Source organism: Alteromonas sp. 38, assembly GCF_902506055.1.
Taxonomy (GTDB): domain Bacteria; phylum Pseudomonadota; class Gammaproteobacteria; order Enterobacterales; family Alteromonadaceae; genus Alteromonas; species Alteromonas lipotrueae.
The window spans coordinates 1,357,727-1,383,566 of record NZ_LR733300.1; the positions used below are offsets into that span (position 1 = coordinate 1,357,727).

19 protein-coding genes, 2 tRNA genes and 1 pseudogene are annotated in these 25,840 nt (G+C 43.0%); 8 read left to right on the forward strand and 14 right to left on the reverse strand.

Features of this window, described 5'->3' with window-relative positions; genetic code table 11:
- Nucleotides 1-14: 14 nt before the first annotated feature.
- Nucleotides 15-725 carry an SDR family oxidoreductase gene (locus FLAVO9R_RS05800; RefSeq protein WP_159529602.1) on the reverse strand — a complete coding sequence of 237 codons (711 nt, stop codon included), beginning with the start codon at nucleotides 723-725 and terminating at the stop codon, nucleotides 15-17.
- Nucleotides 726-1,152: 427 nt separating this feature from the next.
- Between FLAVO9R_RS05800 and cspE the strand changes: the two genes are divergently transcribed.
- The 4 genes from cspE (at nucleotide 1,153) to FLAVO9R_RS05820 (ending at nucleotide 7,287) form a co-directional block, all read left to right on the forward strand.
- Complete coding sequence (gene cspE / locus FLAVO9R_RS05805; protein WP_013784966.1) at nucleotides 1,153-1,365, forward strand: transcription antiterminator/RNA stability regulator CspE; 213 nt, start codon at nucleotides 1,153-1,155, stop codon at nucleotides 1,363-1,365.
- 166 nt (nucleotides 1,366-1,531) lie between these two features.
- Nucleotides 1,532-1,720: a hypothetical protein gene (locus FLAVO9R_RS05810; protein WP_159529604.1), complete on the forward strand. Its 189-nt coding sequence runs from the start codon at nucleotides 1,532-1,534 to the stop codon at nucleotides 1,718-1,720.
- Between the two features lie 188 nt (nucleotides 1,721-1,908).
- Complete coding sequence (locus tag FLAVO9R_RS05815) at nucleotides 1,909-3,615, forward strand: GGDEF domain-containing protein (protein WP_220099804.1); 1,707 nt, start codon at nucleotides 1,909-1,911, stop codon at nucleotides 3,613-3,615.
- A 261-nt stretch (nucleotides 3,616-3,876) separates the two neighbouring features.
- Nucleotides 3,877-7,287 carry an ATP-binding protein gene (locus tag FLAVO9R_RS05820; protein ID WP_159529606.1) on the forward strand — a complete coding sequence of 1,137 codons (3,411 nt, stop codon included), beginning with the start codon at nucleotides 3,877-3,879 and terminating at the stop codon, nucleotides 7,285-7,287.
- A 199-nt stretch (nucleotides 7,288-7,486) separates the two neighbouring features.
- Here FLAVO9R_RS05820 and FLAVO9R_RS05825 read toward each other — a convergent pair whose 3' ends face one another.
- Nucleotides 7,487-8,887, reverse strand: coding sequence for a M20/M25/M40 family metallo-hydrolase (locus FLAVO9R_RS05825; RefSeq protein ID WP_159529608.1), 1,401 nt, complete (start codon nucleotides 8,885-8,887; stop codon nucleotides 7,487-7,489).
- 329 nt (nucleotides 8,888-9,216) lie between these two features.
- Here FLAVO9R_RS05825 and FLAVO9R_RS05830 point away from each other — a divergent pair, with 329 nt between their 5' ends.
- A complete protein-coding gene (locus FLAVO9R_RS05830) occupies nucleotides 9,217-11,295 on the forward strand; it encodes a S9 family peptidase (protein ID WP_159529610.1) in 2,079 nt (692 codons plus the stop codon).
- Nucleotides 11,296-11,417: 122 nt separating this feature from the next.
- On the opposite strand, the gene FLAVO9R_RS05835 is transcribed toward FLAVO9R_RS05830, so the two are convergent.
- The 3 genes and pseudogenes from FLAVO9R_RS05835 to FLAVO9R_RS05845 form a co-directional block, all read right to left on the reverse strand.
- Nucleotides 11,418-12,311, reverse strand: coding sequence for an alpha/beta fold hydrolase (locus FLAVO9R_RS05835; RefSeq protein ID WP_159529612.1), 894 nt, complete (start codon nucleotides 12,309-12,311; stop codon nucleotides 11,418-11,420).
- Between the two features lie 305 nt (nucleotides 12,312-12,616).
- Complete coding sequence (locus FLAVO9R_RS05840; protein ID WP_159529614.1) at nucleotides 12,617-14,140, reverse strand: amidohydrolase family protein; 1,524 nt, start codon at nucleotides 14,138-14,140, stop codon at nucleotides 12,617-12,619.
- A 386-nt stretch (nucleotides 14,141-14,526) separates the two neighbouring features.
- Nucleotides 14,527-14,781, reverse strand: a pseudogene (locus tag FLAVO9R_RS05845) (endonuclease III); the annotation flags it as partial.
- 8 nt (nucleotides 14,782-14,789) lie between these two features.
- Between FLAVO9R_RS05845 and FLAVO9R_RS05850 the strand changes: the two are divergent.
- Nucleotides 14,790-14,963, forward strand: coding sequence for a hypothetical protein (locus FLAVO9R_RS05850; protein WP_159529616.1), 174 nt, complete (start codon nucleotides 14,790-14,792; stop codon nucleotides 14,961-14,963).
- Between the two features lie 80 nt (nucleotides 14,964-15,043).
- A complete protein-coding gene (locus FLAVO9R_RS05855; RefSeq protein ID WP_159529618.1) occupies nucleotides 15,044-15,745 on the forward strand; it encodes a hypothetical protein in 702 nt (233 codons plus the stop codon).
- Between the two features lie 286 nt (nucleotides 15,746-16,031).
- Here FLAVO9R_RS05855 and nth read toward each other — a convergent pair whose 3' ends face one another.
- The 9 genes from nth to FLAVO9R_RS05900 form a co-directional block, all read right to left on the reverse strand.
- Nucleotides 16,032-16,664 (reverse strand): endonuclease III, encoded by a 633-nt coding sequence (gene nth, locus FLAVO9R_RS05860; protein WP_159529620.1) that lies wholly within the window; start codon nucleotides 16,662-16,664, stop codon nucleotides 16,032-16,034.
- 97 nt (nucleotides 16,665-16,761) lie between these two features.
- Nucleotides 16,762-17,454, reverse strand: a complete 693-nt coding sequence (locus FLAVO9R_RS05865; protein ID WP_159529623.1) for an electron transport complex subunit E — start codon at nucleotides 17,452-17,454, stop codon at nucleotides 16,762-16,764.
- Nucleotides 17,451-18,119 carry an electron transport complex subunit RsxG gene (gene rsxG / locus FLAVO9R_RS05870; protein ID WP_159529625.1) on the reverse strand — a complete coding sequence of 223 codons (669 nt, stop codon included), beginning with the start codon at nucleotides 18,117-18,119 and terminating at the stop codon, nucleotides 17,451-17,453. Before rsxG ends, FLAVO9R_RS05865 begins: the two co-directional genes overlap by 4 nt.
- Nucleotides 18,120-19,208: an electron transport complex subunit RsxD gene (rsxD, locus tag FLAVO9R_RS05875; RefSeq protein WP_159529627.1), complete on the reverse strand. Its 1,089-nt coding sequence runs from the start codon at nucleotides 19,206-19,208 to the stop codon at nucleotides 18,120-18,122.
- Nucleotides 19,205-21,805, reverse strand: a complete 2,601-nt coding sequence (rsxC, locus tag FLAVO9R_RS05880; RefSeq protein WP_159529629.1) for an electron transport complex subunit RsxC — start codon at nucleotides 21,803-21,805, stop codon at nucleotides 19,205-19,207. Before rsxC ends, rsxD begins: the two co-directional genes overlap by 4 nt.
- 3 nt (nucleotides 21,806-21,808) lie before the next feature.
- Nucleotides 21,809-22,378 (reverse strand): electron transport complex subunit RsxB, encoded by a 570-nt coding sequence (gene rsxB / locus FLAVO9R_RS05885; protein WP_013784954.1) that lies wholly within the window; start codon nucleotides 22,376-22,378, stop codon nucleotides 21,809-21,811.
- Nucleotides 22,378-22,959, reverse strand: coding sequence for an electron transport complex subunit RsxA (gene rsxA, locus FLAVO9R_RS05890; RefSeq protein WP_013784953.1), 582 nt, complete (start codon nucleotides 22,957-22,959; stop codon nucleotides 22,378-22,380). Before rsxA ends, rsxB begins: the two co-directional genes overlap by 1 nt.
- A 211-nt stretch (nucleotides 22,960-23,170) precedes the next feature.
- Nucleotides 23,171-23,247, reverse strand: a tRNA-Asn gene (locus tag FLAVO9R_RS05895).
- 28 nt (nucleotides 23,248-23,275) lie between these two features.
- Nucleotides 23,276-23,352: transfer RNA gene (locus FLAVO9R_RS05900), tRNA-Asn, on the reverse strand.
- 1,175 nt (nucleotides 23,353-24,527) lie between these two features.
- Here FLAVO9R_RS05900 and FLAVO9R_RS05905 point away from each other — a divergent pair.
- Entirely contained in the window at nucleotides 24,528-25,817 is a 1,290-nt protein-coding gene (locus FLAVO9R_RS05905; RefSeq protein WP_159534425.1) for an MATE family efflux transporter, read from the forward strand.
- Nucleotides 25,818-25,840: the final 23 nt, after the last annotated feature.

Below are 25,840 nucleotides of genomic sequence, written 5' to 3' on the forward strand. Positions count from 1 at the left end.
AGTAAAAAAGATAACTAAAAGCCCCACATTCCAATATTGTCTATTTTAAGACGACGGGGTTGCTGAAGTAAATAAACGAGCATATCACTAAGGTCATCATTTTGAATAAGCCCAGTGTTAATTTCATCCGTAGGGGCTTTTTGTGATTGAATAAGCGCAGGGTTAAGTGAGTGAACGTGAATTCCGTACTCGTGCACTTCTTCTTGAAGGGCTTTGCCTAGACCGACCATGGCAAACTTTGACGCGCAATATACGCCTGCATTCGGATAGCCGTTTAACGCAGCTTGAGAGGCAATATTTACCACGTACCCTTCCTTTTGCTTAATCATATTGGGCACCACGTTTTTGCACATCAAAAATGTACCTTTAACATTGGTATCCATAACGTCATCCCAGTCGCTTTCGCTGGTGTCACAAATTAAGGTTCCTTTGCCAAACCCACTGTTATTCACCAATACTTGAATATCGCCGAACTGTGAACGTACTTGCCCTATAAAGTGGCTTACCGCAGATGCATCACTAATATCGCAAACCTGGCCATAAATCCGCTCACCGAATTTGGCTTTAAGCTCTGCTACTGTGTTGGTTATAGTGGCAGGGGTTCTTCCGCAAATAGCGACCTTCATACCTTCTTGAAGTAGTCTCAGAGTAAGCGACTTACCCAGGCCTTTACCGCCGCCAGTAACAATAGCCACTTTCTCTTTTAATACATAATGTTGTGACATACAGCCTCTACTCGTGTTGTGATCTTTAAGCGCGTTAGCGTAACAAGAACATGAGCCTAGCTAATATAGAGGGGGATTCCTATCAACATACGTATGTAAGTTGACAGCAGGATTGCGACGTCAATTGATGGTGAATGCAGGGGAGGGCACGAGGGTTATGATATGTGTGCGATTGTAATGGAACTTGTACAGCAAGATGTTGCGCGATAAGAGAAATAAATAGCGATATCGGTAGACTTACCTGACTGAAAGATGTACATTACGCCCGCTTTAGATAATTAAAAGCTTTTTCTACTACTGCGTTGTACCCTTTTATTCTTCAGTTTTATCGAAGTTTTAATAGATATACATTTGCGTTACTAGTAAGTTAAATCTATTGCTATCCGGTGAATTTCACCAATTACTTCAAATATATAAGGTTACAAACATGTCTGATACAGTAAACGGCACAGTTAAATGGTTCAACGAAGATAAAGGTTTTGGTTTTCTTACTCAAGACGGTGGCGGTAAAGACGTATTCGTACATTTCCGTTCAATCGCTTCTGACGGCTTCAAAACGCTTTCTGAAGGCCAAGCGGTAAGCTTCAGCGTAGAACAAGGTCAAAAAGGCCTTCAAGCTGCAAACGTTGTTGTTCTTTAAGTAGAACTTTAAAATACAACGACAAAAGGCTAAGTTTCTACTTAGCCTTTTTTAATTGTGCAGTACTAACATTTTTATTTATTTTTGGTTTGATAAAAACAGAATTTTGAAAGGAATTTTAAAACGAATAAAAAACTAGCAACATTATTATACAAAGAAAAATTATATGTCTCATACTATTAACGGCGCTTCGCTCCGTACACTTCCCCCTATTTCGACAATTTCAGTAAATAACTTCAACGTTGTTTTTACCGATAAAGAGTGTCAAAAGTCAGTTCAATTTCATAACAACAAAGATACGAAAGTATTTTTACGTTGGTTACTTAATACCACGGTTGAGAGTATTTACGCTTAGTGTATTTTGCTAGACTCCAAAGTTTAAGCGCACACGAAAAGACGGGTAACCTTCAAAAAGTAAGATGCGCGTAAAGTGGTGAGTTGAACTTACCTGAGGTAAAACTAAGAGCCAAAATCTCCATTGTTATCTTGCTACGTTGTGTATATATTTTGATTAGTTGTATTCCACCTAGCGAGGGGTAGTCAATGAAGTCAAATTCGTCTACTACCCACATTGGTAACAGGGGCGAGTATTTGCTTTCTAACCTTCGAATTTCAAGGGGGCTGTCTCTCCTTATCCTAGCCATAGTTTTCCCTGCGCTAGGAAATGAATCTGTGTCATTGAGCAATGGTAAAGTTACCCTTCCAGACTCCAGCCTGTGGCGAAGCTTACCTGTCGATATGCATTATAGGGATATTGACAGTGCTGAAAAATTTCAAATGGTACAGGCGGGCTATCCAACTTTGCCTATCAGGTCTGCATTAGGTGGAAAGTCTGGCTCCTACTTAACCAAAGTAACTTTAAGTCCTTCCAAGACTGGCCAATACTTCGTGATGATTAACGCCAACTTTATTGATACTGGTATAGCGTCTTATTCATCAAAGAGCCAACAAGCCAACGTTACGGTGTTTTCGCAGTTGGCAGACGGCGAAACGCCCCAGATTTTGCACTTTCAGGGTTTTGCTGTTCAAGCTGAGCGTAATAACCCCATTGAGTTATGGGTGCTTATTGAAGCGAAACAATTTCCCACGCCTGTTTCTATTTCTATTTTCGACGCGGCTTCATTTTACACATTTCAGATTTATAACAATGGGTTATCGATTGCCGCTATAACTACAATGATTTTGCTCGCACTTTTAGCGCTACTCGCATTTTTGAGTACACGGAAACGGGTAGCACTTACCTGTGCTGGCTATTTGGGCCTACATGGTGTTGGTTGGGCAGCGGCCTCGGGGCTTATTGATGACCTGTTCGATATGTCAATAAACAGTAGCTATTGGGGAATGAAACTATTTCCTTTTGCTATAGCGTGTGCGGCACAGTTCGTTTCAGATCTTTTCGACTGCAAATCGAATCATAAAAAACTATTCCGCTTTATGCGTTGGTTAAGCGTAACGAGTGTGGCCTTAGGTATAGCAATGTGGTTCTTACCGTTCACAACGGCGTTTTTAATCTCGCATATAATAGCGATGTTTTGGGTGGTGGTTACGTTAGCCGTCGGCATCGGTATGCTCAAGTTAAAAGACTTCCGCGCCAAGTATTTTCTGACGGGCAACTTACTTTACAGTAGTTCACTTGGCTATTACGTAGGCGCGCACAGCCAGTATTTCGGCGATCTTCCTTATTCAGAGTCGGTTGTAGTGATTGCGTTGTCGTTAGATTGCATCTGCATATTATTATGTTTAGCTGAATGGTTTAAGCTTCAACAAGTCGAATTTAACCGAAACTACTATTTATCTCGTACTGATGCGATGACTAAACTCGGTAATCGATTTGCGCTTACAGAATATGTTACCCAGTTAAGCGGTTTTTATGTTGTGGTTTATGTAGATCTCGATGGCTTAAAAACAGTAAACGATAAGAAAGGGCATCAAGAAGGGGACAAACTCATTGTTGAAACGGCAAGCCTAATGCAGCAATCGTTCTATCCTCGAGGTGGTATATTCCGTTCTGGCGGGGACGAATTTGTCAGTATACTGAAAGCTAAGTCTGCGGCCGATACGCAAGAATTAACAAATAAAGCGCGCTCTTTAATGCTGACAATATCTGAGGAGTTGAGTAAAACATGGTATAGCGCGGGAGTTAGCTTTGGCATTGCAACAAGCCTTGAGTGTGATTCAGCTAAAGCATGTATTTCCCTCGCAGATAAGCGTATGTATCGATACAAATCTACTCATAAAAAAATGAATTAGCGCGTGAAGCGTTATCTATTTACGCCCTATACTTTCGCAACTCGACTCTCTACATCCTGAGGATAACACCGATTTAACCCTCTCCATTACCTTTATCTAATCTTTTGCCTATACATTGACGTATTGATATATTTTTGAGAAATGGAATTAAACTACAGGCCTTTCTACTCTCTGGTAGATGTTCTATAAACTAGTCAGAGAGCGAACGTGAAAAACACGAACGTATAAGAAGTCGGGCAGTATTGTATGGAGTGAGTATTAGTGGATAAGCAACACGTCAACAAACTGCTGACCGATGGGGTAGACCTAGCGACCCGCATGAAAGCATTCGATTGGTCTAGTACCAGGCTCGGCCCCTACGAAAATTGGCCGGCAAGTCTTCGCTCTATAGCCGCCATGGTGCTTGAGAATCGTTTTCCGATGACCCTTTGGTGGGGCTCTGAGCTTCTACATATTTACAATCATGCTTATGTGGCTGTGTTGGGAGGTAAGCACCCGAAGGCTATGGGGGCGCCAGGAGCCGAAGTATGGCAGGAAATCTGGCATATAATTGGACCACAATCAGAACACGTGCTCAGCGGCAAAGGCGCGACGTGGAATGAGCACTTACTTCTGCCTATGAATCGTAAAGGTTTCATAGAAGAAACCTACTTCACCTTTTCTTACAGTCCGGTGAGAGATGATGACGGAGGCATCGGCGGGGTGCTGGTGACGTGTCAGGAAACTACGGTACAGGTTCAAAGTGAACGCCAGTTACTTTTGCTTCGAGATCTCGGCGCGCAGCCCACTCCTAGCTCTGCTGAGGACGCCTGTAAGATGGCCGCTGAGGTACTGGCCACCAATAATGCTGATTTCCCATTTTCGCTACTTTATCTGGTTGATGACAATGGTAGCAAAGCAAATCTTGTGGCATCTGCAGGGCTGGATAACTATATGGGGGCTGGCCAGCCATCCAGTATTCCACTAAACGAAAAGAGCAATCAAGTTTGGCCGTTATTCAAGGTCTCTGGCGACAGCTTTCTGGTGGTAGAAGATGTGTCGACACTGGTAGGTGAAATGCCCACTGGTTGTTGGGATACATCACCCGAAAAGGCGGTTGCTGTGGCGCTGACTGGCTCTGGCGGTCAACCCTATGGCTATTTAGTGATAGGAGTAAGCCCACTACGTGCGCTTAATGATAGTTATAATGAGCTTATCCGCCTCGCTGCAGGCCAAATCTCAAGAGGGATAGCGAGTGCACGCGCTCATGAGGAAGAACGCAAGCGATTAGAAGCGTTAGCAGAGCTAGATCGTGTTAAGACTGCCTTTTTCCTCAATGTAAGTCATGAGTTACGTACACCGCTAACACTGATGCTAGGGCCCACTGAGGATGCACTTCGCTCTCCTAAGCAAGCCCTTGCGCCAGATGAATTAATAATGGTGCACAGAAACGCCTTACGTATGCTCAAGTTGGTTAATACACTGCTTGATTTCTCGCGTATTGAAGCGGGACGCACTGATATGAATTATGCGCCTACTGATCTCTCGCGGTTAACCCAAGACCTAGCCAGTAACTTCCGCTCAGCGATTGAAAAAGCGGGACTTACATTAGTGTTAGATACCCCTGAGCTTAACGAAAAGGTCTATGTCGACTGCGATAAGTGGGAGAAAGTGGTTTTGAACCTGCTTTCAAACGCCTTGAAGTTTACATTTGAGGGCGAAATTCGCGTTTCATTACTTCCCCTTGAGAGTGAGGTTGAGCTACAAGTGCAAGATACAGGAATTGGTATTGAGGACGACAAGCTGCCTCATATTTTCGAGCGATTTAATCGGGTAAAGAATGCACGCGGGCGCACATTTGAAGGTACGGGGATTGGCCTTTCTCTTGTGCACGAGTTGGTGAGTTTGCACGGAGGCTCGATAAAAGTGCAGAGTTGCGTGGGTGAGGGAACAACGTTCTTTATACGTATTCCCTTCGGCGGTGCCCATCTGCAATCTGAAGATATTGGCTCGCAGCAGAAACTTTCATCCACAGCAATAGGTACTCAGCCTTATATTGACGAAGCACTTCGTTGGCTACCAGATTTAGATGAAAATGAACCTAACCGGAAAGCTCACAAAGAAAGTGATGCCCTAGCTGAATCGGCTTCGACGCTAGATATTAGCAATAGGTTATCTCGTTTTCCAAAGGCAAGAGTATTGGTGGTAGACGACAATGCTGACATGCGCGAATATTTGCACAGGTTGATAGGCGACTATTGGAATGTAGAGACCGTCAGTAATGGCCATGCTGCGTATGAGCGAATTATAGAAGACCTCCCCGACTTAGTACTAACAGACGTAATGATGCCGGGGATAGATGGCTTCGAACTACTAGGTAAACTACGCAATAATCGGCTGACAAAAGGTATACCTGTAATACTTCTTTCTGCGCGAGCTGGTGAGGAAGCGCGCGTAGAGGGGCTTAAAGCGGGTGCCGATGATTATTTGGTGAAGCCTTTTGCAGCACGTGAACTAACGGCTAGAATTAGCGCGTGTTTAGATCTCGCCCATGTGCGCAAAGAGGCAGCTGAGGCACTACGTATCGTTAATGAACGACTTAAGCAGGAAGATCGTAGTAAAGACGAATTCTTGGCGATGCTGGCACATGAACTACGCAACCCCTTAGGTGCAATTAGTAATACAGTTACTCTTATGGAACAAGGTGGCGAAGAACCCAATCGACGCTATCTCGATATCCTTAATCGTCAGTCTAAGATCCTCAAAGGGCTAGTAAACGATTTACTGGATGTTTCTCGAATTACCCGCGGTCTTGTGGATATAAATGAGGAGCTGGTAGATATTGTTCAGATTACCTCTTACGCGCAAGAGAGCGTGAAAACGCAGATAGTTGAAAATGAACATACACTAAGCCTCTCATTATCAAACGAACCTTTGATGGTCTTGGGTGACCCGGTGAGATTAGAGCAAATATTGGTGAATTTGCTTACCAATGCCACAAAGTATACCGATCCCGGTGGAACGATTGCGCTCTCGCTAGAGCGGAACAAGGAGAGTGTAGAGTTGCGCGTAACGGATACGGGAATAGGTATGACTCCAGAGGTATTGGAGCATGTTTTCGACCTCTTTAGGCAGGCGGAACGTGGATTAGATCGCGCTAAAGGTGGACTAGGAATTGGGCTTACTATAGTTCATCGTCTTGTGGAGCTCCATGGCGGAACTGTTGAGGCGCATAGTGAGGGGTTGAATAAAGGGTCAGAGTTTATTGTTACTTTACCGCTAGCAGCTAGTCAAACTGCTGTAAAACCATTGCCACAACAACAGCTAGAAAACGAGGTTCGCCCCAAGCGGGTACTAGTTGTAGAAGACGATCAAGATATTGCTGAAACCCTATCCCTGTTACTGGAAGTTGCAGGGCACCAGGTTGCAATTGTACATGATGGGGCTAGTGCATTAGCGAAGTTAAAGGTGTTTGAGCCAGATGTTATGTTATTAGATATAGGTTTACCAGGCATGGACGGGTATGAACTGGCCAAACATATACGTAAGCAATCGCAGACGTTGCCCCTTGCAGCCCTTACAGGTTACGGTTTAGAAGCTGATAAAAGACGGGCAGAAGCCGCGGGATTCAATGCTCACTTTATCAAACCGGTAGACCTTGAAGCATTACGTGCTTTCGTCAATGAGAGCTAAATTAAGAGAGCTAAATTAAGAGAGCAGGCGAGAAACAACGACACTGAACGTGAAATACAAAGTGAAAATGCCCCGCGAGCTACACGTAGGAAATAGTAATAATAACGCGCATTTTCGTATTCTTTTTTCGCAAAAAGGGAAAACGGAAAAGAGGAAAAGCTTAGCGGGCAGCTTGCTTTAGCCACCCGCTAATAGTTTCTTAAGGCTTTAACACCACATCTGAATCGGCAATCAAATATATACTTGCTGCATAAGCCGCAATATTCTGTGCTAGTTCATTTGGATCAATCTTATCAAGGGTATCATCTGGCGTATGATGCAAGTCGAAGTAATCCCGTCCATTTTGGTTTAATCGAATGGTGGGTACACCTTTTTTAGCCAAGGGAATAATATCAGGGCCACCGCCAGGTACATCGGCTCCTCCTCTAACTATGCCAAGAGGCGACAGGATTTTTCCTACTTCATCCATCAACAACGTAGCTTCTGGATTAACGTTTGATACTAATTGCCAAATGGTTTGCGCACCAAAGTCAGACTCGGTTGCCAAAACATGGTTTTTTAAGTTTGCATCATGCTGTTTAGCATAGGCGAATGCCCCAAGTAGACCTACTTCTTCTGCACCAAACATCACCACACGAATTGTGCGCTTGGGGCGAGTTGGTAAGTTAGCAATTAAGGCGGCAGCTGCGGTTGTGATGGCAATACCTGCACCATCGTCAACTGCGCCAGTACCTAAATCCCAACTGTCTAAATGGCCTCCAATAAGTACGATTTCTTCAGGTTTTTCACTTCCAACTAAATCAAGAATAACGTTCCCGCTTTTTACTTCGCCTTTCCACTTTGATTCTGAGTGCAATGAAATACTCATAGGCTTGCTTAAATTATGTAAGCGGCGAAGATGGTCAGCATCAGGATTTGAAATAGCGATAACAGGAATGTTCGCCCAGTTATCACCATCGCTACTCATCATTCCAGTGTGTGGAAACCGATGTGAGTCTGAACCAACAGAGCGAACAACCAATGCGCTAGCGCCTGCACGTTGCGCATGTTGCCAACCAATTCTACGACGTTGATTAGCTTGGCCATAGCCCGCGCCCGTTTGGCTTTTAACCATTTTGTCGCCATCGACAAAAGCAACCTTTCCACTCAGACTTCCATCCTTAACACCTGATAACGCGTGAATGTCTCTAAAATACACAACATCGGCATTTATATTTTCTTTTGTCGGTGCTCCGCCGCCTAACGCTGTGCCGTATAAATCTTGTTGGTAAGGTGAGGTTAACGAAATATGTAAGTGGCCTCTATCCCAAAAAGGCATTGTAAACGGCTCAATACGAACTTCATCGAAGCCTAAACGTTCTCCCAGTTTTACGCCCCAGTCTCTGGCACGCTCTTCCGTTTCAGAGCCGCCCAATCGAGGGCCTATCTCTGTCGTCAGCGAGGTTACGATTTCCATGCCTAAGTTACTTTCAAGTGCCGTTTCTATCAGGTCGTTAGCCGTTTGTTTTTGTTCGTTTGTTATAACGTTAGAAGCCGCCAGTATCGGAAAACTGAAAAAAACCACCACAGCGCTAAAAGTGAGATGTTTAAGTTGATGCATGTGTTCTCCATCAAGGATGTAGTTAGGTATATGACGGTGTTTACACCAATTGTCACTCTGTCAAACGAATGATAAAGGTAGATCGCTTTCTTTTTTGCTGCGAGTTCAATTAGCCAATAATACCGACATTGAGGCTTAATTGTGAATGTTAAACGCCAGACAGAAGAAGAAAGCCCTTACAGCGTCTTGTGCCTACAGAATATGAAATTCACCTTATAAATACTACTTTTCGAATAAAATATAAGGTGTATATACAATTATTTACGCTATGTTAATGCATACAATGCTAATTTTATTTATCGAATTAAAACAATAAGAGCACACGCGCCATGAATAAGAAATATTTAACCAAGTCGGCTTTAACACTGGTAATAAGTACACTATTTACCACTCATTCAGCGTTTGCAGACGAAGCGGCAAGTAGTACTTTGTCTTTAAATGACGTATTTAATCTTGAGTACGCTGCTAACCCTGTAGTGACGCCTGATGGTAAACATGTTGTTTACGAGCGTCGCAGCATGGATATTATGACTGATTCAATGCGGCGCAATCTATGGTCAATAGCCTTAGATGGTAGTGCTCATTTACCTATTCTTTCTGACAGTAAAAATCACTTTAGCCCTGTGTTTTCACCTGACGGCGCTAAAATGGCTTATCTTTCAAGCAAAGAAGGTAAGGTTCAAGTTTATTTGAAAGATTTAGCATCAAGCAGCACAACCCGTGTAACCGACGTTGCAATGCGCCCTAGCAGCATGAGCTTTTCACCCGACGGTAAATATCTAGCTTTTGCTATGTTCACACCCACTAAAGCCAAACCGTTATTTAATTTAGATTTTAAACCTAAAGGGGCCAAGTGGGCCGAAAACCCTCAGTATATTGACCAAACCAATTTCCAACGAGATGGCATGGGAATGAAACGTCCCGGCAACATGCAAATATATGTTGTGCCAACCATTGGCGGTACACCAAGGCAAATTACTTCAGGTGAACACGATCACGCAGGTACCATTGCATGGTCTAAAAGCGGCCAACAGATAATCATCTCAGCAAACACAAGAGATGAAGCGGAATTCGATATGCTTAATAGCGATTTGTTTAGCATTGATATAAACACGTCAAAAGTGACAAATTTAACCGATATGAGTGGCCCTGAGCGCAGCCCTCATTTGAGTCCTAACGGTAAGAGAATCGCCTTTGTTGGTAATGAAGATAATGGCAAGTCAAATCAGCTAAGCCAGTTATACGTAATGAATCCAGATGGCACGAACATTACAAACCTAACAAGCAAGTTAGACCGCTCTGTCGGTGCCATTAAATGGGCAGATAACGGTAAGGGGTTATATTTTAGTTATGACGATATGGGTAAGAAAAATGTGGGCTATGTTAGTTTGTCAGGTGAAATATCCACAAAAACGGGTAGCGTAGGTGGCACTAGCTTAGGTAGGCCGTACACATCGGGCGATTATGATGTAACGTCTAAAGGCAGTGTTGTTTATACCGCGTCGCTAGGAAATCGCCCCGCTGAACTTGCGATAGTGACCAGTAAGGGAAAAGTTAAACAACTGACTGACTTAAATGGGGATGTGTTCGACCATAAAACAGTGAATAAGCCAGAATTGATGGCGCTAAAAAGCAGTGTAGATAATAGAGATTTACAGGCTTGGGTAGTCACCCCTCCCAATTTTGATCCTGCAAAAAAATACCCATTAATTTTAGAAATACACGGCGGCCCGCACACCGCGTATGGCCCAAGCTTTTCAACAGAAATACAGTTAATGGCAGCTGCTGGCTATGTGGTTTTATATGGCAACCCGCGAGGCTCTACATCTCAAGGTGAAGAGTTTGCTAATTTAATCGATAAAAATTATCCATCACAAGATTATGACGACCTTATGGATATGGTTGATGCTGCTATTGCCAAAGGTTATGTGAATGAGACGAACTTGTTTGTTACGGGAGGTTCTGGCGGCGGTACGCTGACCTCTTGGATCATCGGTAAAACGGATCGTTTTAAAGCCTCCGTAGTAGCAAAACCAGTTATAAACTGGACAAGCATGATTGGTACCTCTGATATCTATGCTTATATGAGCAAGTATTGGTTTACAGACTTACCTTGGAATGATTACGAGCAATATTGGAGCCGTTCGCCGTTATCATTAGTTGGGAATGTAACAACGCCAACCATGGTACTTACCGGTGAACTAGACGTACGTACGCCGATGTCTGAAAGCGAACAGTATTATGGCGCATTACGTCTACAGGGCGTCGATAGCGCACTGGTACGTATTCAAGGGGCTTATCATGGTATCGCTGCCAAACCTTCGAACCTTGCACGTAAAGTTGGCTACATTTTAGCGTGGTTTGATAAGTACAAAGACGACAAAAAGAGTGAAGAGAAAGAAGATTAGAAGTTTGTTTTATTAAAATATAGAAAAAACTTAGCCCTATTTGCTGTTTGAGTAATAGGGCTTTTTACTTTTTTAACTTACCAAAACAGGTGTTCCAGATAACCCACTTCTAACAAACCCTTTTATTGCTTATTCAAAAATTCCAAAATATCTTTAGACACACGCTTCACATCTTCAACCATGGGCATGTGACCAAGATCTTCATAAATAAGGGTGTTTGAATTGAGCATCATTTTCCAGTGGGTGAAATCGTCTACCGGCAACAACTTATCGTTAAGACCCCATATCAGCATCGACTGAGAGTAATCGAATCGATAATCACGAGAATAAAAATCGCGTAAGTTGAAAAATTGAGTAAACATGTGCGTGTATTGCTCACGCTTATTAATAAATTCCCATGCCAGTGCACGTAAAATAAACCTTGGCACAAATGGCGGTTTTGCCATGATTACATCGTAAAAATTAAAAAAATCCTGTTCATTATTGTGTTCAAAAGGGTTTATATTGTTATTTATCATGTTTTGCGCGAACGGTGACTTAGCGCCAGCAGGATCGATTAAAACTGCTTTTTCAATACGGTCAGGCATTTCATCGAATAGTTTAGCTGCCATCATTCCGCCCATAGAATTACCCACTATGCTAAAACGCGTAATGTTCAATTGCGCTAATAGCGCCAATAACATCCGGCATTGGCTGGGTACAGAATAATCATCAGTGGGGCTGTAAGCCGTTTGGCCATGGCCTTTAAGATCCGGAATAATTAATTGATATTGAGAAGAGAACCTTTTGGCAAAGCGATTCCACACATACTTATCAGCACTGAATCCGTGTAAAAGCACCAGCGCAGGCTTATCATTAGAAAAGTGTTTCGTGTTGCTATGATAGAACACGTCTAGCCCATAAATAGAACGGCTTTCACAATGCAATCTAGCGAGTTTTGCTTCTACTTGATTAACAAAATCAAAAATTAATCGACTAATTAATATACGTCGCCGCTTAGTCGATAAAATAATCATCAATCCTACAATGACAGCAGTAATCAATACAAAGATGATAAATAATTCCTAATGATTTATATATTTGCTTACAACCATGTGCAGATTTTTACTTTTAAATAGGAGTTTAATCGGAATCTAAAGCGTTGACTAGTAACACTATTCGGACGAAGAGTTTTCTAACAGGCGGGTAGCATTATGTTTAACTTCAATGTTTTTAGCCATGGTCGATTTAGTGCGGTTCTAGTACTCGAAAATAAGCGTGTCTACAGCAGTGTTAAGCTGGGCAAATGCTAATAAATCTATAACATAAATAACCTCAGAGATTAGTATCCGGCGTTTCTAGCCTCCGGGGTATTATCTTGAAGCATTGCGACTATCATTTTGACCGTGATTAGTAGGTTATTAACACCACTGACATTAGTCTCTACATAATCTTTTTGCCGCATCAAGTCTTGTTCGTCATACACCGCGCCATCATAAATGACCATCTTGATACTCTTGGTATTTTGGATGTCAGCCAAAGGATTTTTATCAAGCAAAATAACATCACCCATTTTGCCTATATCTACACTTCCCATTTTTAGCTGCCTTTGAAAATAGGTTGCTGGCAAAATTGTTGCTGATGCGAGTGCTTCGGCATTTGATAAGCCGGCTTTTGTCAATTGTTCTAATTCAGTATGAAGCGAAAAGCCCGGAAATGAGTAAGGATCATAGGTGTCTGTCCCTACGAGTATCTTAACCCCTTGTCGATGGGCTTGCCCCGTTAACTCAAGACCTCTACGGTAATATTGACTGAGTGTGTCTGCAGAGTACGCTTTCATGCCTTGGGCATCATCTGCCCAAAGATTTTGAACCATAAATGGAATATATTTGAGTTTTCCATCTGATAGGAATTCATTGTCGTGGCTAAATGCCTCATATCGTTTAGTAATGTGAGTTGGCACAAAATACGTGTTGTTTTGCACCATTGCGGCAACCAGTAAGTTAAATTTCTGCTGTTCGAATGTATCAAGAATTTCTATCTTCGTCGGTCGGTGAGTCTTTGCTACGCCGTTATTTGAGAATGTTTCACTGTAATATTGACGCAAGAGGGGGGCCTTTGTGGACGCGTTATCAATGAATAAATGCGCGTGTTCAAAACTTCGTTGACCAGCATTGGATGCCAAAATTGGATCAATACTTAACGGATAGTGACCTGCAAATTGGACATCATGTCGCTCTGCCAATCCCGCTAGTTTGAGAAAACGAGGTTCTTTTATCTGACTGTATATTTTTATAAAGGCATTCGTACTTTCTGATGTTTTTAATACCACTTTTTCGACATCGCGACGGTCATAATTATCGCCTACGATATGATCAGCGGAACCGACAATTCTGGGGCCGAGTAATTCGTGATTATTGATTGATTCAGCCCATCGTCTTCTCTTTTCGACAATATTCATAATGCCTTGCATATCGCGCAAGTGCAGAACGCCATTGGCTATGTAAAGGGGCATTGTTATTTGTGGCGCTTCGTTAAAAGCAAGATGGGAATGCATGTCCCACAAGCCCGGCATCAAATACTGGTTATTACCAGCCACGATATAGCCATTGTCTTTTGGAAAACGAGACTCTGCTTCTCGAATGTTTGTAATGATCCCTGTTTCGATGATGACTTGTTTATGTTTCAGTATCGTTCCGCCAATCACATCGACGATATTGACGTTATCGATAATGATTAAATCTTGCTTTTCGTTTTGAACAAGTGGTGGCGCTAATGGGGTGAAATACAGAGCGGTAATCACCAATACACCGGTTACCAATATCGCAATAATTCCCAGGCTGATGCGTATAAATACAGAAGACAACGAGTTAACCAAGTAGTAAGTAATTGATATTTACAAACCTAAAACAGAACATTTTTCAGCACAAGATATTGAACAGTTTAAATGTTACAAAATATAATATTAGTTAGTCGACTTTGACTTCCTACATTCCGGAAAAGCCCTACCGATATCCGGAACCTTCATTAAACAACTTGAATCGAATACGATTAAATATTGTTCAGGCTATGTAAAGTGTATCTGACGCTTTTTAATAAGCGTTGGCTAGTAACGCTATTCGGACGAGAGGTTTTCTACCAGGCGGGCAGCATTGCGATAGACGTTTTTGGCAGGTAACTTATTACAATATCTCAGCTAGCTCTCTACTCACTCTCAGCGAGTTGTCTGACAGGTTAAGATCCTTGTGTAAGCTACTCAGCATATTCAGTTTTATCTTTAAACTCGCATAAGTCTTCAATAATACAAGCGCCACAGCGCGGCTTACGGGCTACACAAGTATAACGACCGTGCAGAATGAGCCAGTGGTGCACATCGACTTTAAATTCTTTAGGAACCACTTTTAGCAGCTTTTCTTCAACTTTCTCAACGGTTTTACCCATAGCCAATTTAGTGCGGTTACTTACGCGATAGATGTGGGTGTCTACAGCGATGGTAGGCCAGCCAAAGTATACGGATGCTAGATGAGGGAGAAGTGAACAAGCAAGCTTCAGTCAGGCGCTATGCCGACAAAGAAACCAGTAACATAGAGGTTTTAGATTTCGTGCATTCATTTATCGTAACCTTGAATGATCTAATGAGTTCATGGTTAAGTTCAATTGTCGACAATATCGTTGGTAATTTCTTTTAATTGCCTCTCTAATTAATTTATTCTTGTTTATTGTCGACAGTGTGTGTTTTAATTGTGTCACTTTAATTTGGGAGGTAGTTATGGGGGCTTATAATTTTTTTGGCACTGTTAATACGCTATTTATTTTCATAAGCCTATTTGGCGTTTTGTCACAAGTGAATATGATTTGGCTAAGAAAGCAGTATGTTTCAAGTGGCGGAGCAACAGAATTACTATCGATTAATCAATTCACCGTCAGTTACTTAGCTTATTTTTCATTCTTTATTTATGGTTACTCGATCGAGCCGTTTAATCACTATATTGTTTGGCCTCGATTGATCGCGACACTACTAGTGGGAACTATTTTGTATGAAATTTGGCTGGATAGAAAAACAAAATCATCTTTTTATGTGCTCTTGGTAGCTTTGCTCTTCTTATGTTTTGGCATTATTGGACTCTTTTGGGGTGACACAATTGCAGATGAAGGTCGATATGTGTCGACAACTCTCATACTGACAATTTCATTATTAATGGCTCAAGGTTACTACCATCAAATAAAGTTAATTGTACAGTCTGGTAGTACCGGAGCCATAGATTTAAAAATGAGCCAGTTTATCTTTATGATGGATATTTCAACTATTGCTTTCGCTTTAACGATGGGCCTTAAAATGGGTTGGCCGTTAATGGTTCTTGCGATTACCAGTGGAATAACAAAAGTAGTAATAATGTATTTATTTAGGTGGGTGCAATTTAGTCCGCAGGCTCTAACTCGCCGAAAGGAATACAACAATGAGCCTAGCTAATCTAAAGTTTTACCTCTGTTCACTCAGTGTATTTAAGATAAGGTTTTCTAGAGGCATTACTTTGTCTATTAAGTGTTTTCATGGCATCTCGCAGTGAGCAAACTTTGCTTAATGTGCGTTACTCGGTCTTATCATTCAGGTATTGAGTTTACATTAGACACTGACATCCCTGTATTGAAAAAGATGGAACTAGCAAGAAGTGTGAAACAAAAAGTTTATAATACTCTACATTAACTTTATGAGAGCTAATGTTCGTTTTTCTTTTATACTAAAAACTAAAAAAAACTTATTCTGATTTATCCTTAAACTCACACAAATCTTCAATGATACAAGAGCCACAACGAGGCTTTCGGGCTACACAAGTATAACGACCGTGCAGAATGAGCCAGTGGTGCACATCGACTTTAAATTCTTTAGGAACCACTTTTAGCAGCTTTTCTTCAACTTTCTCAACGGTTTTACCCATAGCCAATTTAGTGCGGTTACTTACGCGATAGATGTGGGTGTCTACAGCGATGGTAGGCCAGCCAAACGCGGTATTCAGTACTACGTTAGCCGTTTTACGGCCAACGCCTGGCAGAGCTTCTAAGGCTTCTCGGCTTTCGGGTACTTCACCATTATATTTTTCGACCAGAATTTCACTTAAGCGATGTACATTTTTGGCTTTTGAGTTGAATAAACCAATGGTTTTTATGTACTCCTTTAACCCATCTTCACCAAGAGCAGAGATAGCCTGAGCGGTATTGGCAATCGGAAAAAGTTTGTCAGTAGCTTTGTTTACGCCAACATCGGTAGATTGCGCCGACAAGGTGACCGCGACCAACAGCTCAAAGGGCGTGGAGAAATTAAGCTCAGTAGTAGGGTGGGGGTTATCGTCCCGAAGTCGGGTTAAGATTTCACGTCTTTTTGTGTTATTCATTTTTATTTAGCTCGTTCTTTTTCCACTCGGGCTTTTCCATTCAGGCTTAGCTATTCAGGCTTAGTCATATTCTCTGCAACTAGCCGCTTAGCATTTGTTATGCGTCGGCGGTAACACGTGCGCGAGTGGCTTTTTCTTTTACCGTAGTCTCGCGGGCCGCTATTCGAGCATCAATCATATTCTTAAAGGCAATTAACAGTCCCATGCCTAAGAACGCGCCGGGAGGCAAAATTGCCAGCAAGAAAGGAGAATCGGTTTCAAATAAGGTGAGTGTCCAGTTACTGGCAATGCTGCCGAATAGCCTGTCGGCACCTGCGAACAAGGTTCCAGCACCTAAAATTTCTCGCATACCGCCAAGCACAACAAGTACGAAGGTGAACCCTAATCCCATCACTAGGCCATCATACGCTGATGCGCCCGCACTGTTTTTAGAGGCAAAAGCTTCCGCTCTGCCGATGATGGCGCAGTTAGTAACAATCAATGGAATGAATATGCCCAGCGCAAGGTATAACTCGTAGGTAAAGGCGTTCATTAAAAGCTGCACTATGGTAACAAAAGCGGCAATAATCATAACAAATACAGGAATGCGTATTTCGTTTCGAACAATATTACGTACCAATGAAACGGTAACGTTACTGCCAATCAATACTAGCGTGGTAGCTAAGCCTAACCCTAGTCCATTTATAAAGGTGGCGGTTACCGCCAGCAAAGGGCATAAGCCTAGAAGTTGTACTAGGGCTGGGTTGTTTTTCCAAATACCTTGGAGGGTAAGGTCGCGATAATCTGTCATTCGCTTAACACCTCATTGGTTGGTAATACGTCATTTTCAATGCCGCACAAATTAGGGGCTGAAAATAAAGTTTGTTGGTTATCTTGCACGTAAAGCAGTGCATTTTTAACCGCGCTAACCACCGCTCGCGGCGTTATTGTGGCACCAGTGAATTGATCGAACTCACCGCCGTCTTTTTTCACTTGCCATACAGGCAAGGCACTTACTGAAAAGTGTTTTCCGGTGAATGACGTTATCCAATCGCTGATCGCCAATTCTATTTTATCACCCAACCCTGGGGTTTCTTTGTGTTCCAACACGCGAACACCAAGCACATTCATTTGCGTATCTACCCCAATGACCAGCGCAATATCACCGCTATAACCATCTGGTGCGGTAGCTTCAATGGCTAGAGCTGTAGGTTCGCCGTTTATCCGTGCTCGATAAACCGTATGAGGTTCTTGGGTGCCTAAATTGGAGCTTACCACCGCCGTGCAATCAGCATAAAGCTCATTGTCATGTAACTCATGCGGCACCACTTCATTTAATATACTAAGCAATTTTTGCTTTTGTTGTTGTGCAATACGTTCGGCTGTACCGTTATAGGTGAGGGCGATGAGCGCAGTACCAATTATCGCAAACGCACTTAGCATCAAACCATTTTTTACTAGCGTCTCTTTTACCATTTACTCTACTCGCCTTGCTTTCTTAGTAACCTGATGCCCGTATGTACGGGGGCGGGTATAGTAATCAATCAGCGGCACAACCATATTCATAATAATGACTGCAAAAGCAATCGCGTCTGGGTAACCGCCAAAAACTCGAATGATAACCACCCAAAAGCCAATGGCTGCGCCATAAATTATGCGCCCTTTTGGTGTGGTTGACGCAGATACCGGGTCGGTGGCAATAAAGAATGCGCCTACCATCACTGCACCGTTAATGAGATGAAACAGCGGCGATGCATAATGATCGGCATCAATCATATAAAGCAATAATGCAAAAACTGCCACTGACGCCAACATGCTGCCTGGAATATGCCAGCTAATCACTCTTAACTTCACAAGCCACAGGCCGCCAAGTAAATAACTTAAACTTACCCATCCCCAACCTGCACCAGCAGATTGAAATAGCCCCGTGGAAAAAATAGGTCTGAGCAATGATTCTGAGTACGTAATACCCAAGGTTAAGTCAGTTTTTAGGGTGTCGAGCGGTGTGGCCATTGTTACACCGTCTGCCACAGTCCGTAACTGGGTAACATCGTAACCTGTGGTCGAAAAGTCGGTAAAAATAAGTGCCGCAGAGTCTAAGAAGCTAGGTGTTAAGCTAGCTAGGTGCTGCGGGGGTAACCATAAACTCATGGCGGCCGGGAATGAAATTAACAGTACTACATAGCCAATCATCGCTGGATTGAAAATGTTAAACCCTAAGCCACCGTATACTTGTTTGGCGACGGCAATGGCGAAAAATACGCCTGTAATCGTCATCCACCATGGCAGAGTAGGCGGAATGCTAATAGCAATTAGCAGGCCGGTTAGTATGGCGGAGTAGTCGGTTAACGTACGCTCGATAGGGCGTTTACGTAACCAGAGGATAACCCCTTCAAAAACGAGGGCGCTGGCGACCGCTAAAAAGGCTTGAATGAATGTACCCCATCCAAAAAATACGGTTTGAGCAATAATACCAGGCACCATGGCATAAATGACCAAGCGCATGACCTGGCCAGTATCGCGCTTCACTCTTTGATAGGGAGAACTAGATAAGGTTAATTTCATGATTGATTGTTCTCACTTTCTGCCGCTGCTTTTTTTGCTTTAGCCTTAGCGACGGCCGCTGCAATACGGCGTTTTTTCTCAAGAGCAGGATCGTTTGCTTCTTCAGATAGTACTGATTGTGGAGCGGTTTGCTCGGCTTCGCTTGTAGGGGGAGATAACTCGGCTTTCTCTGATACCTTTACCTGCTCAGGCTCAACATCTTGACTAGCAGTGCCTGAATCATCAGTTTGCGTTTTCTGAATTTCAGCTAAACGTTTTTTCGCTTTAGCTTTTGCTACCGCCGCAGCTATTCTGGCTTTCTTGTCATCCGCGGTGTTCGTGGTTTCGTTGTTTGGCTCTTTTTCGGCGTTGTCAGCACTACTGTTTGGCCTTTCAAGAAGCTTTTCGTGTTCTGTATCAATACGGCTAGCTTTGGCTTCAACAGTAGCTTCAGCATCATCTGACGCTGTTTTAGGCGTTTTTAAATCGCCACGGTTCTGCTGTTTTTGTAATTCTGCTTTTTTAGCTTTTGCTTTAGCAATTGCGGCGGCTACCCGGGCTTTTTTCTCATCTTGCAGTTGCGTTGATGAAGCTGATTCAGAAACTTCTTCCTTTGCCTGACTATGTGGTAAATCGCTTCTAATTACTTCAGTGCTGCTTTTGTCTTGTTGTTGGCGTGCTGCTTTTTTGGCTTTTGCTCGCGCGATGGCGGCGGCAACTTGCGCTTTCTTATCGTCGGCAGCCGTGCTTACATTTTCAGTTTGGTTTTCAACTTGGGTTTCAGTCGCTTGTTGATCTGTCTGTGCTGTCGATTGAAATTCTGAAAAAACTTCATCAGCTTTAGCTGCTTCAGACGCCGATTCTTTATGCTTCTGGGCTTTTTTAGCTTTAGCGCGTGCTATGGCGGCGGCAACTTGCGCTTTTTTATCATCAGCGGGTGAGCTTGCGGTAGTGCATGTGCTAGTTGTGGCTGCAGATTTTGCGTCAACTACGCTTGTTCCGTCAGAATTAGCGCTCTGAAGGGCTGCTTTTTTCGCTTTGGCTCTGGCTAATGCAGCCGCGACTTTATCTTTAGAGCTATTTTGCTCTGTAGAAGGGGCAGGTGATGCAGATTGGCTATCGGAATTACTCTTTGCAGCAAGTCGTGCTTCTTTAGCGCGGCGGTGTTTCGCTTCACGCTCTTCTTTTTCCCGTTCCAGGCGCTCATTTCGCGCTTCAAAACGTTGTTTCGCTTTTTCTGCTTTGTTCTTTTCGTCTCGTTGCAATCGTATTTCAGATTTAGCTTGGCGGTAATAATGAACCAAAGGTATTTCACTGGGGCATACATACGCACAAGCGCCACATTCGATACAGTCGAAAAGATCATAGTCTTCAGCTTTGTCGTATTCTTTTGCTTTGGCGTGCCAAAACATTTGTTGTGGTAGTAAAGAAACCGGACATGCGTCAGCACACGCACTACAACGAATACATGGGCGTTCGGCGTTATCGTCTACCAGTTCTTTTTTGCTGGGTACTAATAAACAGTTAGTGGTTTTCACCACAGGTATGGTGGCATCCGCCAAGGCAAAGCCCATCATAGGGCCGCCCATAATCACTTTAGGCGACGTTTGCTTTTTAGCTTGGTAGCTGGCTTCTTCTAGCAAGTGCTTTACTGGTGTACCAAGTAAAGCTCGAAAATTAGCAGGCTTAGCTACGGCATCACCGGTTACCGTGACAATACGTTCAATAAGTGGCTTACCGTGTAAAATAGCATCGGCAATGGCAAAGCATGTCCCCACGTTAAACATCATTACGCCAATGTCTGCCGGAAGACCGTTACGGGGCACTTCGCGGCCCGTGATAACTTGAATTAATTGTTTCTCACCACCAGCAGGGTATTTCGTTTCAATAGGTACTACCCGATACGCGTCCTTGTCTTGGCAGGCTATATTAAGTGCTTGAATGGCTTCAGGCTTGTTATCTTCAATGGCAATAACAATCGCTTTAGGTTCGATAATGTGCGCTAGAATATCTAAGCCCTGGCGAATCTGCCACGCGTGTTCACGCATGAGGCGGTCATCTGCGGTAATGTATGGTTCGCACTCCACGCCATTTAGCACTAAGAACTCAACGGGTTTGCTCGTTGCGGTTTTAATATGGGTAGGAAAGCCAGCGCCCCCCATGCCTGAAATACCGGCTTGGCAAATGGCATCTACAATCGTATTTTTATTTACTGCGGTATAATCAGCTAACGGTGTAAGCTCGCCCCAGGTATCTTTACCATCGGGTTTAATGCTAACGCACATTTCCGTAAGGCCACTGGGATGGGCTACCACGTGCGGTGCTATAGCAACAATGTGCCCCGAAGTGGGTGCATGAACTGGCACAGCATAAGGTGTTGTAGCATTGGATAGCGGTTGGCCTTTGTAAACATAGTCACCTACGTTTACGCAGCATATGCCTTCTGAACCCACATGTTGACGTATAGGTAATGTAAGCAGGTCTGGCATTGATGGTTGCACAATGGCAGCTTTATTCGACAATCGCTTTTTATCATCAGGGTGCACGCCGCCAGGGAAAGAAAATAGTTTCCCGGAATTTAGGCGTTCAATAATGTTATCAAAATCTGGATAGTTCAACGCTTACGACACCATTTTAATTGGAATGTCACCTTTGGGTGATGAGGAAAAATCCCACTTCCATGTTGCTGTGGTTGGTGTAACAGGCACCATATCGATACAGTCTACGGGGCAGGGATCTACACATAAATCGCAGCCCGTACATTCTTCAACAATTACCGTATGCATATGCTTTGCTGCACCTAATATGGCGTCAACGGGGCATGCTTGAATACACTTGGTACAACCAATACATTCGTCTTCTCGAATGAAGGCGACTTTTTTTGTATCTTCTTCGCCGTGAGCCGCATCTAAAGGTTTTGGTTCTACCCCCATTAAATCGGCAAGTTTTTTTATTGTCGACTCACCACCAGGGGGGCATTTGTTAATTTCATCACCATTAGCAATGGCTTCTGCATAGGGTTTACAGCCAGGGTAGCCACATTGGCCACATTGAGTTTGGGGCAATATTTCGTCAATTTGATCAACCAGTGGGTCGCCTTCCACCTTAAATCGAATACTGGCGTAACCTAGAATGAGACCGAACAGAAGTGCAAGCGCGCCTAAAGCGATGATGGCGTATGTCATGGTCATTATACTTTCACCAAACCGCTGAAGCCCATAAACGCCAGTGACATAAGGCCCGCCGTTATCATAGCAATTGACGCCCCTTTAAATGAAACGGGTACATCGGCGGCAGCTAAACGTTCTCGCATGGCCGCAAATAGAACAAGTACCAAGGAAAACCCAACAGCCGCACCAAAGCCATAAATAAGGCTTTCCATAAAGTTATGCTGCTCGGTAAGGTTCAGTAAAGCAACACCAAGCACAGCGCAATTGGTGGTAATAAGAGGAAGGAAAATACCTAATAAGCGGTAAAGGGTAGGGCTGGTTTTATGCACTACCATCTCCGTGAACTGAACCACAACAGCAATCACTAGAATAAACGCTAATGTTCGTAAGTAGCCAATACCTAAAGGCGCAAGTAGATAAGTCTCTACTAAGTAGCTTGTGGCCGAGGCTAGTGTTAATACAAACGTGGTGGCCATAGACATGCCCATGGCGGTTTCGAGTTTGCTCGACACACCCATAAAAGGGCATAAGCCAAGAAACTTCACCAGCACGAAGTTATTAACTAATACGGTACCAATTAATAGTAATAAAAATTCAGTCATGAAAATCGCAATTCCTACCAGGAATTAGTTGAGTCTTGGCTTAATGGCCGTACTCGAAATTGAAACAGGAATAATTTGTCTATTATCGCTTTTTAGGCGCAGATTAACAACTTGATTGAATTAGGGTTATTTAATGAATATATAAGCGGTATTAGAAAGAAAAACGTATGAGATAGTAAAAAGAGGATAAAGCGGTAATGAGCCAACCAAGTGGCTCCCCCTCCCCGATTCGAACGGGGGACCTGCGGATTAACAGTCCGTCGCTCTAACCAACTGAGCTAAGGGGGAATTGCACTTAAAGTTGTCGATGAAAAGTTGGCTCCCCTTCCCCGATTCGAACGGGGGACCTGCGGATTAACAGTCCGTCGCTCTAACCAACTGAGCTAAAGGGGACCTGCTTTTCAACGGGGCGGAATATTAAAGAGCATCTGGGTTTCTGTCAACAACCTTAATGAATTTTTTATGCTAAGTGGTCAAAAAATAGCTTTTCAGGGGTTTTGTGTTCAAATTTGCACCAAAAGCGAGAAAGTAGTGCTTAATTACTGAGCGAGTATTCGTATCGACGTATTTAACTGCATTATCAAAGGAATGAATTTTTAAGAATAGTGACTGATGTTATGCAGTAGCGAAATACGAAACCTATATAATAAAAAAGAATAAAAAATGTTTTGTATACTGATATTATGTACAGTGTTTAATAAATATGTAACCTAGCGCTTAGTATCTCAAGGTTAGTCTTCACTTACATAATTAGGAAGGGGTCACCCAGCATAGGGCGTAATTGCTGGGGTAGAGCTAGTTATCCACTAATTCTGTGGATAACTATGTTGATAGTTATTAGCGTGAAGACAAATTGGTAAGATCATCGTGGTCATGATCGTGAACTCGCCCTAGCCGTTTTTACTTAAAAAACTTATATTTCAAGCGGTTATTTGTTATTACGGGATCTCTGATTAAGATCTTAATAGATCAATTGGACAAAAAATATCTTGTGTGTTAATTCGTCGACTATCAGTTACTTTTTCGACGATATAACAGTCAGAAATGAATGGTTTACATAAATTTTACATTTTTTGTTTGGTTTAGCTTCAACGCTTATCCACGGTTAATCAACCGATAGACTGTCTTAAAAGCGCAATCTAGCCGTAATGAAATTGTCATTACACTAAATTGGCTTATTTCATAAACTAAACTGACAACGCGTGAAACTTTAACTATTAAAAAACTGAGTTCAGCGACATCTGCGCAAATGTCCGCTTAAAACGTGTAAATTAGTCATTAGTATTAAATTGAAAATGTGGTTAGGTGGGAAAACCGACACCTGAGCTAGCGTAAACTTAGCTTGGTCGATTTAACATAGCCAATGTGGTCAGTCTCACATAGACTACTGTCAGCTTCTTGTTGCAAGGCAAGTTTAGTTATATACAAAAGTCAGTAATTTATTAGCGCCACTTATTTCTACCAATCAACTATTGTGAGGGTTTGTGAAAACAGACGAGTCCCCGAGCCGAGCAGCGAATCTTTTAAACGGTGATATTCCTTCTACCCTAAAACGCATGACTATACCTATGATACTGGGCATGGTCATGATGATGAGCTTCGGGTTAATTGATACCTTTTTTGTTAGTTTACTAGGCACTGAACCTCTTGCTGCCATTAGTTTTACCTTTCCCGTCACCTTTACCGTCATTAGTTTAAATATTGGTTTGGGAATTGGTACGTCAGCTATTATTGGCAAACTGCAGGGCAGTGGCGAATTAAGTGAGTCAAAAAATTACGCGACAGGCTCCCTTATGCTTTCTGCCATTTTGGTGGGGACGTTAGCGTTAATTGGTTACTTCACTATTGAACCCATTTTTACGCTGTTGAACGCTTCGCCAACCTTGTTACCTTATATAAGAGATTATATGGCATTGTGGTATGCATCTAGTATTTTTCTTTCGCTGCCAATGGTGGGCAATAGTGTATTAAGGGCGTGTGGCGACACCCGTACCCCAAGCATTGTAATGGCAACCGTAGGTGGCTTAAATGCCTTACTCGACCCTTTGTTTATTTTCGGCGCAGGTCCGGTTCCCGCGATGGGTATCAAAGGCGCTGCACTGGCTACGTTATTAGCGTGGATGGTGGGCGCAGCTTGGATACTTTATTTATTGGCGGTTAAACGAAACCTTATTCTACCTCGACTTCTTTCATTGCTTGAACTAAAAGCAATTAGCGGGGATATTTTAAAAATAGGCCTGCCAGCAGCTGGGGCTAATATGCTTACGCCGATAGCCGGTGGCGTAATGACCGCAGTGGTGGCCAGTTATGGTGCTGAAGCCGTAGCGGCTTGGGGAGTAGGAAGTAGAATGGAGTCCATTGCTAGCATTGTGGTACTTGCCCTTTCTATGACGTTACCCCCATTTATTAGCCAAAACGTTGGTGCAAATAGATTCGATAGAGTACATAGCGCTTATATGGTGTCGCTAAAATTTGTGCTTTTTTGGCAGTTATTCGTATTCGTTGTTATGTGGGTTTGTTCGGGCTGGATTGCCGTTGCCTTTACCAGTGAACCCGAGGTTAGCCGCCTTATTCAATTGTTTTTGATGATCGTGCCTTTAGGCTATGGCATGCAGGGTATTATAATTCTAACGAATTCTTCGTTAAACGCGATGCACCACCCCTTGAGTGCATTGGCGTTGAGTGTAATTAGATTGTTTGTATTTTTTGTGCCAATAAGTATCGCGGGAAGTTACTTTTTCGGTTTAACCGGATTGTATTGGGGAACGGTAGTGGCAAACATTGCCATGGCGACCGTGTCTTTTGTCGTATTCAAAAATACGCTCTCGGTATTTAAACAGGAACAACATGCTACCTAGGTGGCAAGGTAAATAAGGTATTT

Bases quoted from the DNA above. Each gene is read 5' to 3' on its own strand.
- FLAVO9R_RS05800 (WP_159529602.1), bottom strand. From the start codon at position 725: ATGTCACAACATTATGTATTAAAAGAGAAAGTGGCTATTGTTACTGGC.
- cspE (WP_013784966.1), top strand. From the start codon at position 1,153: ATGTCTGATACAGTAAACGGCACAGTTAAATGGTTCAACGAAGATAAA.
- FLAVO9R_RS05810 (WP_159529604.1), top strand. From the start codon at position 1,532: ATGTCTCATACTATTAACGGCGCTTCGCTCCGTACACTTCCCCCTATT.
- FLAVO9R_RS05815 (WP_220099804.1), top strand. From the start codon at position 1,909: ATGAAGTCAAATTCGTCTACTACCCACATTGGTAACAGGGGCGAGTAT.
- FLAVO9R_RS05825 (WP_159529608.1), bottom strand. From the start codon at position 8,887: ATGCATCAACTTAAACATCTCACTTTTAGCGCTGTGGTGGTTTTTTTC.
- FLAVO9R_RS05830 (WP_159529610.1), top strand. From the start codon at position 9,217: ATGAATAAGAAATATTTAACCAAGTCGGCTTTAACACTGGTAATAAGT.
- FLAVO9R_RS05835 (WP_159529612.1), bottom strand. From the start codon at position 12,311: ATGATTATTTTATCGACTAAGCGGCGACGTATATTAATTAGTCGATTA.
- FLAVO9R_RS05850 (WP_159529616.1), top strand. From the start codon at position 14,790: ATGCTAGATGAGGGAGAAGTGAACAAGCAAGCTTCAGTCAGGCGCTAT.
- FLAVO9R_RS05855 (WP_159529618.1), top strand. From the start codon at position 15,044: ATGGGGGCTTATAATTTTTTTGGCACTGTTAATACGCTATTTATTTTC.
- nth (WP_159529620.1), bottom strand. From the start codon at position 16,664: ATGAATAACACAAAAAGACGTGAAATCTTAACCCGACTTCGGGACGAT.
- FLAVO9R_RS05865 (WP_159529623.1), bottom strand. From the start codon at position 17,454: ATGACAGATTATCGCGACCTTACCCTCCAAGGTATTTGGAAAAACAAC.
- rsxG (WP_159529625.1), bottom strand. From the start codon at position 18,119: ATGGTAAAAGAGACGCTAGTAAAAAATGGTTTGATGCTAAGTGCGTTT.
- rsxD (WP_159529627.1), bottom strand. From the start codon at position 19,208: ATGAAATTAACCTTATCTAGTTCTCCCTATCAAAGAGTGAAGCGCGAT.
- rsxB (WP_013784954.1), bottom strand. From the start codon at position 22,378: ATGACCATGACATACGCCATCATCGCTTTAGGCGCGCTTGCACTTCTG.
- rsxA (WP_013784953.1), bottom strand. From the start codon at position 22,959: ATGACTGAATTTTTATTACTATTAATTGGTACCGTATTAGTTAATAAC.
- FLAVO9R_RS05905 (WP_159534425.1), top strand. From the start codon at position 24,528: ATGATACTGGGCATGGTCATGATGATGAGCTTCGGGTTAATTGATACC.